Source organism: Streptomyces sp. PT12 (genome assembly GCF_003311645.1).
Lineage (GTDB): Bacteria > Actinomycetota > Actinomycetes > Streptomycetales > Streptomycetaceae > Streptomyces.
Window position 1 is genome coordinate 203,859 of record NZ_QEST01000014.1, and the last position, 12,353, is coordinate 216,211.

Genomic DNA, 12,353 nt, shown 5'->3' on the forward strand with positions numbered 1-12,353 from the left:
CCGACACCACGCTTCCCTCACCCGCGCCCGCACGCCGCGGAAGACACCACGGAAGGCACCAGATGAAGCGTCACCTCATCTCGGCCACCGATCTCACCCGTGACGACGCCGTCCTGATCCTCGACACCGCTGAGGAGCTGGCCCGCGTCGCCGACCGGCCGATCAAGAAGCTGCCGACCCTGCGCGGCCGCACCGTCGTCAATCTCTTCTTCGAGGACTCCACCCGCACCCGGATCTCCTTCGAGGCCGCGGCCAAGCGGCTCTCCGCCGATGTCATCAACTTCTCGGCGAAGGGCTCGTCCGTCTCCAAGGGCGAGTCGCTCAAGGACACCGCGCTGACCCTGGAGGCCATGGGCGCCGACGCCGTGGTCATCAGGCACCACGACTCCGGCGCCCCGCACCGCCTCGCCACCTCCGACTGGATCGGCGGCTGCGTGATCAACGCGGGCGACGGCACGCACGAGCACCCCACGCAGGCGCTGCTCGACGCGTTCACGCTGCGCCGCAGGCTCACCGAGGGCCCCGGCGGCGGCGTCGGGGGCGACCTGGCGGGCCGCCGCGTCACGATCGTCGGCGACATCCTGCATAGCCGGGTGGCCCGCTCCAACATCCACCTGCTCACGACGCTCGGCGCCGAGGTCACCGTGGTCGCCCCGCCGACGCTGCTGCCCATCGGCGTCGGCCACTGGCCCTGCGCGGTCTCCTACGACCTCGACTCCGTGCTGCCCAAGTCGGACGCGGTGATGATGCTCCGCGTCCAGCGCGAGCGCATGAACGCCGCCTACTTCCCGACCGAGCGCGAGTACGCCAGGCGTTACGGCCTCGACGGCGACCGGATGGCGCGCATGCCCGAGCACGCCGTCGTGATGCACCCGGGCCCGATGAACCGGGGCATGGAGATCACCGCCGAGGTCGCCGACTCGCCCCGATGCACGGCCGTCGAGCAGGTCTCGGGCGGCGTCAGCGTGCGCATGGCGGTGCTCTACCTGCTGCTCGGTGGCGCGGGCCCCGCCGACACCACCCGCCCCGACACCACCCGCCCCGACCTCACCCGCTCCGACCTCACCCGTACCGACACGACCCGCTCCGACGAGAACGGACAGCCAGCATGAGCCAGCAGACCCAGCGGACCCTGATCCGTGGCGCCCACGTCCTGGGCGGGGCGCCGGGGGACGTCCTGATCGACGGCGGCGCGATCGCCGAGATCGGCGCGGGACTGCCCGCCGAGGGCGCCGCGGTGATCGACGCGGCCGGGCTCGTCCTGCTGCCGGGGCTCGTCGATCTGCACACCCATCTGCGCGAGCCGGGGCGCGAGGACTCCGAGACGGTCCTCACCGGCACCAGGGCCGCGGCCGCCGGTGGCTTCACCGCCGTGCACGCCATGGCCAACACCTTCCCCGTCGCCGACACCGCGGGCGTCGTCGAGCAGGTGTGGCGCCTGGGCCGGGAGTCCGGGTACTGCGACGTGCAGCCCGTGGGCGCCGTCACCGTCGGCCTCGACGGCAAGCAGCTGGCCGAGCTGGGCGCGATGCACGAATCGGCCGCGGGCGTCGTGGTCTTCTCCGACGACGGCAAGTGCGTCGACGACGCCGTGATCATGCGCCGCGCCCTCGAGTATGTGAAGGCGTTCGACGGCGTGATCGCCCAGCACGCGCAGGAGCCGAGGCTGACCGAGGGCGCCCAGATGAACGAGGGCGTCGTCTCCGCCGAGCTGGGCCTGACCGGCTGGCCCGCCGTCGCCGAGGAGGCGATCATCGCCCGCGACGTCCTGCTCGCCGCCCATGTCGGCTCCCGGGTCCACGTGTGCCACCTGAGCACCGCGGGCTCCGTCGAGCTGGTGCGCTGGGCCAAGTCCAAGGGCTGGAACGTCACGGCCGAGGTCACCCCGCACCACCTGCTGCTCACGGACGACCTGGTGCGTTCCTACGACCCGGTCTACAAGGTCAACCCCCCGCTGCGCACCGAGGCCGACGTGCTGGCGCTGCGCGAGGCGCTGGCCGACGGCACCATCGACTGTGTGGCCACCGACCACGCCCCGCACCCCCACGAGGACAAGGACTGCGAGTGGGGCGCCGCAGCCATGGGCATGATCGGCCTGGAGACGGCGCTGTCCGTCGTGCAGCACACCATGGTCGACACGGGCCTGCTCGACTGGGCGGCCGTCGCCGACCGGATGTCCGCAAGGCCCGCTGCCATCGGCCGCCTGGCCGGGCACGGCCGCCCGATCGCCGCGGGGGAGCCCGCCAACCTGGCGCTGGTCGACCCCGCGCACCGTGCCGTGGTGGACCCGACCGCGTTTGTCTCGCGCAGCCGCAACACCCCCTACCGCGGCCTCGAGCTTCCCGGGCGCGTGATCCACACGTTCCTGCGCGGGCGGGCCACCGTTGTGGACGGTGAGCTGGCATGACCGGCGCCCTTCACACCTCCTCCCACCCCTCGTTCCACCCCGCCCTGCTCGCCGCCGAAGAGGTCGAACGCCGCTCCGCCGAGGTCACCGACTGGGCCGCCAGGATCGCCTGGGTCGTCGGGCTGCTGCTCTTCGTCGCCCTGGTCTACTGGCTGATGCGCGAGGGCTGGAAGTGGCGGGCCACCCTCCAGGGCGACCTGCCGCCGCTCGCCCCGCTGCCCGACGAGGGTGGCGCGCCCGTGCTGCGGCTGAGCGGCACGTACCACGGCACGACCACGGCGGGGCGGTGGCTCGACCGCATCGTCGCGCACGGGCTGGGCGCGAGGAGCCGCGCCGAGCTGTCCCTGACCGGCGCGGGCGTGGCCGTGGAGCGCCCCGGCGCCGCCGGGTTCCTCATCCCGTCCGACCGGATCCGCGGCGCACGCCTGGACAAGGGCATCGCGGGCAAGGTGCTGACCGAGGGCGCCCTGCTGGTGATCACCTGGGCGCACGGCGACCGGCTGCTGGACTCGGGGTTCCGCTCCGACCGCGCCGCCGAGCACGCCGACTGGCTCGACGCGCTCGGCCCGTTCTCCCCCTTCGACCCGCCCGCCCCCGCACAGACCGCCCCCGCCAAGACCGCCCCCGCCAAGACCGCCCCGGAAGGTGCCCGATGACCCCCACCCCAGCCGTGCTCGTCCTCGAGGACGGCCGCGCGTTCCACGGCCGGGCCTACGGCGCGGTCGGCGAGACGTTCGGCGAGGCCGTCTTCGCCACCGGCATGACCGGCTACCAGGAGACCTTGACCGACCCCTCCTACCACCGCCAGGTGGTCGTGATGACCGCCCCGCACATCGGCAACACCGGTGTCAACGACGAGGATCCCGAGTCCCGGCGCATCTGGGTCGCGGGCTATGTCGTGCGCGACCCGGCGCGCACTCCCTCCAACTGGCGCTCCGTGCGCTCCCTCGACGACGAGCTGGCCGCCCAGGGCGTCGTCGGCATCAGCGGCGTCGATACCCGCGCGCTGACCCGGCACCTGCGCGAGCGCGGCGCCATGCGCGCGGGCGTGTTCTCGGGCCCCACGCTCGGGGACCACGCGACCCTGCTCGAACGCGTCCGCTCCGCCCCGGTGATGACGGGCGCCGACCTGGCCGCCGAGGTCGCGACCACGGAGCCCTATGTCGTCCCCGCGGTGGGGGAGAAGCGCCTCACCGTCGCCGCGGTGGACCTGGGCATCAAGGGCATGACCCCGCGCCGCATGGCCGAGCGCGGCGTCGAGGTCCATGTGCTGCCCGCCACGGCCACGTTGGACGAGGTCTACGCGGCCGACCCCGACGGGGTGTTCTTCTCCAACGGCCCCGGCGACCCCGCGGCGGCCCACCACCCCGTCGAGCTGATGCGGGGCGTGCTTGAGCGGGCGACGCCGCTGTTCGGCATCTGCTTCGGGAACCAAGTGCTCGGACGCGCCCTGGGATTCGGGACGTTCAAGCTCAAGTACGGCCACCGCGGCATCAACCAGCCGGTCAAGGACCTGGCCACGGGCCGCGTCGAGGTGACCGCGCACAACCACGGCTTCGCCGTGGACGCCCCGGTCGGCGAGGCGTCCGAGACGCCGTTCGGCCGCGTCGAGGTCTCCCACGTCTGCCTCAACGACAACGTCGTCGAGGGGCTGCGGCTCATCGACCGCCCGGCGTTCAGCGTCCAGTACCACCCCGAGGCGGCCGCGGGACCCCACGACGCCGCCTACCTGTTCGACCGCTTCACCGCACTGATGGAGGGCCAGCGTGCCTAAACGTTCCGACATCCGGTCCGTCCTGGTCATCGGCTCGGGCCCGATCGTCATCGGCCAGGCGGCCGAGTTCGACTACTCGGGCACCCAGGCATGCCGCGTCCTGAAGGCCGAGGGCCTGCGGGTCATCCTGGTCAACTCCAACCCCGCCACGATCATGACCGACCCCGAGATGGCCGACGCCACCTATGTGGAGCCCATCACCCCGGAGTTCGTCGAGCGGATCATCGCCAAGGAGCGCCCCGACGCGCTGCTGCCCACCCTGGGCGGCCAGACCGCGCTCAACACCGCGGTGGCGCTGCACGAGTCGGGCGTCCTCGCGGCGCACGGCGTGGAGCTGATCGGCGCTAACGTCGACGCGATCCGCAAGGGCGAGGACCGCGACCAGTTCAAGGACGTCGTCGCCGCCGTCCGCGCGGCCACGGGCCATGGCGAGTCGGCGCGTTCGGTCATCTGCCACTCGATGGACGACGCGCTCGCGGGCGTCGCCGATCTTGGCGGCTACCCCGTGGTGGTGCGTCCCTCGTTCACCATGGGCGGCGCGGGCTCGGGCTTCGCGCACGACGAGGCCGAGCTGCGTCGCATCGCGGGGCAGGGGCTCGCGCTCTCGCCGACCACCGAGGTGCTTCTCGAGGAGTCCATCCTCGGCTGGAAGGAGTACGAGCTCGAGCTGATGCGCGACCGGAACGACAACGTCGTCGTGGTCTGCTCCATCGAGAACCTCGACCCCATGGGCGTCCACACCGGCGACTCCATCACCGTCGCCCCCGCGATGACCCTGACCGACCGCGAGTACCAGATCCTGCGCGACATCGGCATCGCCGTCATCCGCGAGGTCGGCGTGGACACGGGCGGCTGCAACATCCAGTTCGCCGTCAACCCCGAGGACGGCCGCGTCGTCGTCATCGAAATGAACCCCAGGGTCTCCCGCTCGTCCGCGCTCGCGTCCAAGGCCACGGGATTCCCGATCGCGAAGATCGCCGCCCGCCTCGCCATCGGCTACTCACTCGACGAGATCCCCAACGACATCACCGAGCGCACGCCCGCGTCGTTCGAGCCCACGCTCGACTATGTGGTCGTCAAGGTGCCGAGGTTCGCGTTCGAGAAGTTCCCAGCCGCGGACGCCACCCTGACCACCACGATGAAGTCCGTCGGCGAGGCCATGGCCATCGGCCGCAACTTTACCGAGGCCCTCAACAAGGCGCTGCGCTCGGTCGAGAAGTCCGGGTCGCAGTTCGACTTCGGCTCGGGCCCCGGCGACCCGAGGGAGCTGGGCGACAAGCACGCCCTGCTGGCCAAGGCCGCCATCCCCACCGACGGGCGGCTGAACACCGTGATGCGCGCCATCCGCGCGGGCGCCACCCCCGGGGAGGTGTTCGAGGCCACCCGCATCGACCCGTGGTTCGTCGATCAGCTGTTCCTCATCAAGGAGACGGCCGACGCGCTCGCCGCGGCCGAGCGGCTCTCGCCCGAGCTGCTCACCGAGGCCAAGCGGCACGGCTTCTCCGACGCGCAGATCGGCGCCATCCGCGGGCTGCGCGAGGACGTGGTGCGCGAGGTCAGGCACGCGCTCGGCGTGCGCCCCGTGTACAAGACGGTGGACACGTGCGCCGCCGAGTTCGCCGCGCGCACCCCGTATCTCTACTCGTCCTACGACGAGGAGACCGAGGTCACTCCGCGCGAGCGGCCCGCCGTGATCATCCTGGGCTCGGGGCCCAACCGCATCGGCCAGGGCATCGAGTTCGACTACTCGTGCGTCCACGCGTGCTTCGCGCTGAGCGACGCCGGCTACGAGACCGTGATGGTCAACTGCAACCCCGAGACCGTCTCCACCGACTACGACACCTCCGACCGGCTCTACTTCGAGCCGCTGACGCTGGAGGACGTCCTGGAGATCGTGCACGCCGAGACCCAGGCGGGCCCGGTCGCCGGGGTCATCGTCCAGCTCGGCGGCCAGACCCCGCTCGGCCTCGCCCAGGCGCTCAAGGACAACGGTGTGCCCATCGTCGGCACGTCGCCCGAGGCGATCGACCTGGCGGAGGAGCGGGGGGCGTTCGGGCGGGTGCTCGCCGAGGCGGGGCTGCCCGCGCCCAAGTACGGCACGGCGTTCTCCTTCGAGGAGGCCAAGACCATCGCCGCGGGCATCGGCTACCCGGTCATGGTGCGCCCCAGCTATGTCCTGGGCGGGCGCGGCATGCGCATCGTCTACGACGAGCCCGCGCTCGCCGAGTACCTGGAGCACCACGCCGGGCTGATCTCCGAACACCCGGTCCTCGTCGACCGGTTCCTCGACGACGCCATCGAGATCGACGTGGACGCGCTCTACGACGGCCAGGAGCTCTACCTCGGCGGCGTGATGGAGCACATCGAGGAGGCGGGCATCCACTCGGGCGACTCCGCGTGCGCCCTGCCGCCCATCACCCTGGGCGCCAGCGACATCACGCGGCTGCGGTCATCGACCGAGGCCATCGCGCGGGGCGTCGGCGTGCGCGGCCTGATCAACATCCAGTTCGCGCTCGCGGGCGACATCCTCTACGTCCTGGAGGCCAACCCCCGCGCCTCGCGCACCGTTCCCTTCACGTCCAAGGCCACCGCCGTGCCGCTGGCCAAGGCCGCCGCCCGCGTCTCGCTGGGCGCCACCATCGCGGAGCTGCGCGCCGAGGGCCTGCTGCCGCCGACCGGCGACGGCGGAACGCTGCCGCTGACCGCGCCGATCTCCGTCAAGGAGGCCGTGATGCCCTGGTCGCGCTTCCGCGACGCGCACGGGCGTGGCGTGGACACGGTGCTCGGGCCCGAGATGCGCTCCACGGGCGAAGTCATGGGCATCGACACGGTGTTCGGCACGGCGTACGCCAAGTCCCAGGCGGGCGCGTACGGCGCGCTGCCGACCAAGGGCCGGGCGTTCGTCTCCGTCGCCAACCGCGACAAGCGCGCCATGATCTTCCCGGCGCGCGCCCTGGCCGAGCACGGCTTCACGCTGCTGGCCACCGAGGGCACCGCCGAGGTGCTCAAGCGGAACGGCATCAGCGCCACGGTCGTGCGCAAGCACAGCGAGGGCCAGGGGCCCGACGGCGAGCCCACGATCGTCCAGCTCATCCACGAGGGACAGGTGGACCTCATCATCAACACGCCGTTCGGCACGGGCGGTCGGCTCGACGGATACGAGATCCGCACCGCCGCCGTCGCCCGCGGCGTCCCGTGCCTCACCACCGTCCAGGCGCTGTCCGCCGCGGTGCAGGGCATCGACGCGCTGGGGCGCGGAGAGGTCGGCGTGCGCTCCCTCCAGGACCACGCGCGCGACCTGACCGCCGCGCGGGAGGGCTGACCGCGATGTCCGCCTATGGGCTGTTGTTCTCCGCTGTGCTGCGCCGGCTCGACTCGGAGCGCGCCCACCGCGCCGCCTTCGGGCTGATCCGCGCGGCGGGGCGCGTGCCCGGGCCGCGCGCCGTGGTGCGCGCCGCCTACGCGCCCGCACATCCCGAGCTGCGCGTGCGCGCCCTGGGACTCGACCTGCCTGGCCCCTTCGGCCTCGCCGCCGGATTCGACAAGAACGCCGAGGGCATCGGCCCGCTCGCCGCGCTCGGCTTCGACTTCGTCGAGGTCGGCACCGTCACCGCGCGCCCCCAGCCGGGCAACGACCGCCCCCGCCTCTTCCGGCTCACCCCCGACCGCGCCCTGGTCAACCGCATGGGCTTCAACAACGACGGCGCCGATGCCGTCGCCGCCCGCCTGGCCCGAAGGCCCCGCCAGGGCCCGGTCGTCGGCGTCAACATCGGCAAGACCAAGGTCGTCCCCGAGGCGGAGGCCGCGGCCGACTACGCCGCCGCCACCGAACGGCTCGCCGCCCACGCCGACTACCTCGTGGTCAACGTCTCCTCGCCCAACACCCCAGGGCTGCGCGACCTCCAGGCCGCCGACCGGCTGCGCCCGCTGCTCGCCGCGGTCCGCGCGGCGGCCGACCGCGCCACGCCCGCGCGGCGCGTCCCCCTGCTGGTGAAGATCGCGCCCGACCTGGCGGACGAGGACATCGACGCCGTCGCCGATCTCGCCGTCGAGGCCGGGCTCGACGGCATCATCGCCACCAACACCACTGTCTCCCGTGAGGGGTTGATCAGCAACCCGCGCACCGTGGCTTCCACGGGCGCGGGCGGACTGTCGGGCGCCCCCTTGCGCGACAGGTCACTTGCCGTGCTCCGCCGCCTCCACGCGCGTGCCGGGGACCGGCTCACGCTCGTCGGCGTCGGCGGCATCGAGACCGCCGACGACGCCTGGCGGCGCATCCTCGCGGGCGCCACCCTGATCCAGGGCTACAGCGGCTTCGTCTACGCGGGACCCGCCTGGGCCCGCGCGATCCACCGCGGCCTGGCCGAGCGCCTGGCGGCCAGCCCGTACGCGACGCTCGCCGACGCCGTCGGCGCCGAGGGAAGGGACCGCACCCGATGACCGCACCCGAGCCGTTCGGCGCCAGGCTGCGCCGCGCGATGGACGCGCGCGGCCCGCTGTGCGTCGGCGTCGACCCGCACCCCGCGCTGCTCGCCGCGTGGGGCCTCGGCGACGACATCGGCGGCCTCGAACGCTTCTGCGCCACGGCCGTCGACGCGCTCGCCGACCGCGTGGCCGTCCTCAAGCCGCAGTCGGCGTTCTTCGAGCGCTTCGGCTCGCGCGGCATCGCCGTCCTGGAGCGCACCGTCGCCGAGGCGCGCGCGGCCGGGGCGTTGGTGATCATGGACGCCAAGCGCGGCGACATCGGCTCGACGATGGCGGCGTACGCCGGCGCGTTCCTCGACAAGGGCTCCCCGCTGTTCTCCGACGCCGTCACCCTCAGCCCCTACCTCGGCTACGGCGCGCTGCGCCCCGCCCTCGACCTCGCCGCGGCGGGCGGCTGCGGCGCCTTTGTCCTCGCGCTCACCTCCAACCCCGAGGGCGCCGAGGTCCAACGCGCCACATCCGCGGGGGGCGTGAGCGTCGCGCAGGGCGTGCTCGACCGCCTCGCGGCGGACAACGCGGGCGCCACGCCGCTGGGTTCGTTCGGCGCGGTCGTCGGCGCCACCCTGCGTGAGGCGGGCGCCGACCTGGCGATCAACGGGCCGCTGCTCGCGCCGGGGCTCGGCGCCCAGGGCGCCACGGCGGCCGATCTCCCGCGCGTCTTCGGCGGGGTGCTGCGCAACGTCGTGCCGAGCACCAGCCGCGGCGTCCTGCGGCATGGCCCCGATGTGGCGGCACTGCGTGCCGCGGCGGAGCGCGAGGCCGCCGAAGTCGCCCGATTCACCGGTGCCTGAGCGTGACGAGCCATGGCGATGAGGCGCCAGCCGTAGGTATATGCCCGGAAATGTCGGTGACGCTCTCCATCTGACCTGGAGTTTTTGTCGATTCTCCCTGACTTATTGCGGTGACGGCCGCTAGTCTCCGTCGAGAGCGGAGCAGCCGAGCGTCGCTCGTTGCTCCCCTGGTGCGGGGCTACTAGGTTCCTCACCGTTCCGTATCCGACACGTTCGACAACCGAGGTGACGTAGGCGTGGCTCTACCGCCCCTTACCCCTGAACAGCGCGCAGCCGCGCTTGAGAAGGCCGCAGCGGCTCGCCGGGAGCGCGCCGAGGTCAAGAATCGGCTCAAGCACTCCGGTGCCTCGCTGCACGAGGTCATCAAGCGGGGCCAGGAGAACGACGTCATCGGCAAGATGAAGGTCAGTGCCCTGCTCGAGTCGATGCCCGGCGTCGGCAAGGTCCGCGCGCGCCAGATCATGGAGCGGCTCGGCATCTCGGAGAGCCGCCGGGTCCGCGGGCTCGGGTCCAACCAGATCGCCGCGCTCGAGCGCGAGTTCGGTACCAGCAAGTCCTGACGTCCCGCGCCCGCCGACCGGATTTTCCCCGTCGGCGCGGGAGACGGGATAATCGCCGCATGACCGATCGTCCGCGACTGACCGTGCTCTCCGGCCCCTCAGGGGTCGGCAAGAGCACGGTCGTCGCCCATCTCCGCAAGGCCCACCCCGAGGTGTGGCTCTCCGTCTCCGCGACCACGCGGAAGCCGCGCCCCGGGGAGCGGCACGGCGTGCACTACTACTTCGTGGACGACGGGGAGTTCGACAAGCTGATCGCCAACGGCGAGCTGCTGGAGTGGGCCCAGTTCGCCGGGCACCGTTACGGAACGCCCCGCCGCGCCGTGCTCGAACGGCTCGACGCGGGGAAGCCGGTGCTCCTCGAGATCGACCTCCAGGGCGCCAGGCTGGTCCGCGAGTCCATGCCCGAGGCCCGGCTTGTGTTCCTCGCGCCGCCCAGTTGGGAGGAGCTGGTCCGCCGCCTCACGGGCCGCGGCACCGAGCCGCCCGAGGTGATCGAGCGCCGCCTCGCCGTGGCCAGGACGGAGCTCGCGGCCGAGCCCGAGTTCGACGTCACCCTGGTCAACACCTCGGTCGAGGGCGTCGCCGCGGAGCTGCTAGCCTTGATTCGTTGACCCATATGTCACCGCGGGGTACGCCCAACGCCCTCCCGCGGACTTCCAGCGGAAGGCAGAGAGTGTCCTCTTCCATCACCACGCCCGAGGGCATCATCAACCCCCCGATCGACGAGCTGCTTGAGGCGACCGACTCGAAGTACAGCCTGGTGATCTACGCGGCCAAGCGCGCCCGCCAGATCAACGCGTACTACTCGCAGCTCGGCGAGGGCCTGCTGGAGTACGTCGGCCCGCTGGTGGACACGCATGTGCACGAGAAGCCGCTCTCTATCTCGCTCCGTGAGATCAACGCCGGGCTGCTGACCTCCGAGGCCGTCGAGGGCGCCACGGACTGAGGCCGTCACAGGCCGGGGCGCGCGGCGCCCGAGGGTTTCCGTCACGAGGCCCGGCAGCGGGAGCTGCCGGGCCTCGCGTCTGCCGTGATGTCTGCCGAGCGGGCCAGGGCCCGCGGAAGGGGCGAGCGATGGATCAGCCCAGGGTCGTTCTCGGAGTGGGCGGCGGCATCGCCGCCTACAAGGCGTGCGAGCTGCTGCGGCGCTTCACCGAGTCGGGGCACGAGGTCCGCGTCGTGCCCACGGCCTCGGCCCTGCGCTTCGTCGGCGCCGCCACCTGGGCCGCGCTCTCCGGGGCCCCCGTGGCCACGGAGGTGTGGGACGACGTCGACGAGGTCCCGCACGTGCGGATCGGCAAGCGGGCCGACCTCGTCGTCATCGCCCCCGCCACCGCCGACGTCCTCGCGAGGGCGGCCGGGGGCCGGGCCGACGACCTGCTGACCAACGTTCTGCTGACCGCCCGCTGCCCCGTGGTGTTCGCGCCCGCCATGCACACCGAGATGTGGGAGCACCCGGCCACCCGGGAGAACGTCGCGACGCTGCGCCGCCGCGGCGCCGTCGTCATCGAGCCCGCGGAGGGGCGGCTCACGGGCGCCGACACCGGCAAGGGGCGGCTGCCCGAGCCCGAGGCGATCTTCCAGATCTGCCGCCGCGTCCTGGCGCGCGGCGCGGGGGCCGCGGCCCCCGACCTCGCGGGCCGCCATGTCGTGATCAGCGCGGGCGGCACGCGCGAGCCCGTCGACCCCGTGCGTTTCCTCGGCAACCGCTCGTCGGGCAAGCAGGGCTATGCCCTCGCCCGCGCGGCCGTCGCGCGCGGTGCCCGCGTCACCCTGGTCGCCGCCAACGCCGCGCTCCCCGATCCCGCGGGGGCCGATCTTGTGCGCGTCACCACGGCGCTCGAGCTGCGCGAGGCCGTGCTCAAGGCCGCCGCGGACGCCGACGCCGTTGTCATGGCGGCGGCCGTCGCCGACTTCAGGCCCGCCGCCCGCGCCGAGAGCAAGATCAAGAAGGTGCCGGGCCGCGACCCCGACCCCATCGCCCTCGTCCGCAACCCCGACATCCTGGCCGAGCTGTCGTCGGCGAAGCCCCCGGGCCGCGTCGTCGTCGGCTTCGCCGCCGAGACCGACGACGTCCTGGCCAACGGCCGCGCCAAGCTCGCCGCCAAGGGCTGCGACCTGCTCGTGGTCAACCAGGTGGGCGAGGACCGCGCCTTCGGCACCGAGGAGAACGAGGCCGTTCTGCTGGCCGCGGACGGCGGCGAGACACCGGTGCCGCACGGCCCCAAGGAGGCGCTGGCGGACGCGATCTGGGACGCCGTGGCCCACCTCTTCAGGGGCGCGCGCCCCGGCGCGTGAGCCGGGGCGCGGTCTTACAGTACGGGCGGCCTCTACCC

Annotated in this window: 11 protein-coding genes; all 11 read left to right on the forward strand. The window is 73.0% G+C overall.

Annotated elements, in window-relative coordinates:
* Positions 1-62: 62 nt before the first annotated feature.
* The 11 genes from DEH69_RS01710 to coaBC all read left to right on the forward strand — a co-directional run bounded on the left by DEH69_RS01710 (position 63) and on the right by coaBC (position 12,315).
* On the forward strand, positions 63-1,112 hold the full coding sequence (locus DEH69_RS01710) for an aspartate carbamoyltransferase catalytic subunit (RefSeq protein WP_113685053.1): 1,050 nt from the start codon (positions 63-65) through the stop codon (positions 1,110-1,112).
* Complete coding sequence (locus tag DEH69_RS01715; RefSeq protein ID WP_113685054.1) at positions 1,109-2,407, forward strand: dihydroorotase; 1,299 nt, start codon at positions 1,109-1,111, stop codon at positions 2,405-2,407. Before DEH69_RS01710 ends, DEH69_RS01715 begins: the two co-directional genes overlap by 4 nt.
* The gene (locus tag DEH69_RS01720; RefSeq protein WP_258534362.1) at positions 2,404-3,063 is read left to right on the forward strand and encodes a hypothetical protein; all 660 of its coding nucleotides are present in this window, start codon (positions 2,404-2,406) and stop codon (positions 3,061-3,063) included. The genes DEH69_RS01715 and DEH69_RS01720 overlap by 4 nt, the downstream gene beginning before the upstream one ends.
* The gene (gene carA / locus DEH69_RS01725; protein WP_113685055.1) at positions 3,060-4,181 is read left to right on the forward strand and encodes a glutamine-hydrolyzing carbamoyl-phosphate synthase small subunit; all 1,122 of its coding nucleotides are present in this window, start codon (positions 3,060-3,062) and stop codon (positions 4,179-4,181) included. The genes DEH69_RS01720 and carA overlap by 4 nt, the downstream gene beginning before the upstream one ends.
* Positions 4,174-7,503 (forward strand): carbamoyl-phosphate synthase large subunit, encoded by a 3,330-nt coding sequence (gene carB, locus DEH69_RS01730; protein ID WP_113685056.1) that lies wholly within the window; start codon positions 4,174-4,176, stop codon positions 7,501-7,503. Before carA ends, carB begins: the two co-directional genes overlap by 8 nt.
* 5 nt (positions 7,504-7,508) lie before the next feature.
* Complete coding sequence (locus DEH69_RS01735; RefSeq protein ID WP_113685057.1) at positions 7,509-8,621, forward strand: quinone-dependent dihydroorotate dehydrogenase; 1,113 nt, start codon at positions 7,509-7,511, stop codon at positions 8,619-8,621.
* Positions 8,618-9,457 carry an orotidine-5'-phosphate decarboxylase gene (gene pyrF, locus DEH69_RS01740; protein WP_113685058.1) on the forward strand — a complete coding sequence of 280 codons (840 nt, stop codon included), beginning with the start codon at positions 8,618-8,620 and terminating at the stop codon, positions 9,455-9,457. Before DEH69_RS01735 ends, pyrF begins: the two co-directional genes overlap by 4 nt.
* Positions 9,458-9,693: 236 nt before the next feature.
* Positions 9,694-10,017: an integration host factor, actinobacterial type gene (gene mihF / locus DEH69_RS01745; protein WP_113685059.1), complete on the forward strand. Its 324-nt coding sequence runs from the start codon at positions 9,694-9,696 to the stop codon at positions 10,015-10,017.
* Positions 10,018-10,076: 59 nt separating this feature from the next.
* On the forward strand, positions 10,077-10,628 hold the full coding sequence (gene gmk / locus DEH69_RS01750) for a guanylate kinase (protein ID WP_113685060.1): 552 nt from the start codon (positions 10,077-10,079) through the stop codon (positions 10,626-10,628).
* Between the two features lie 62 nt (positions 10,629-10,690).
* Positions 10,691-10,963: a DNA-directed RNA polymerase subunit omega gene (gene rpoZ / locus DEH69_RS01755; RefSeq protein WP_049564394.1), complete on the forward strand. Its 273-nt coding sequence runs from the start codon at positions 10,691-10,693 to the stop codon at positions 10,961-10,963.
* Positions 10,964-11,091: 128 nt separating this feature from the next.
* Positions 11,092-12,315 carry a bifunctional phosphopantothenoylcysteine decarboxylase/phosphopantothenate--cysteine ligase CoaBC gene (gene coaBC, locus DEH69_RS01760; protein ID WP_113685061.1) on the forward strand — a complete coding sequence of 408 codons (1,224 nt, stop codon included), beginning with the start codon at positions 11,092-11,094 and terminating at the stop codon, positions 12,313-12,315.
* Positions 12,316-12,353 lie beyond the last annotated feature (38 nt).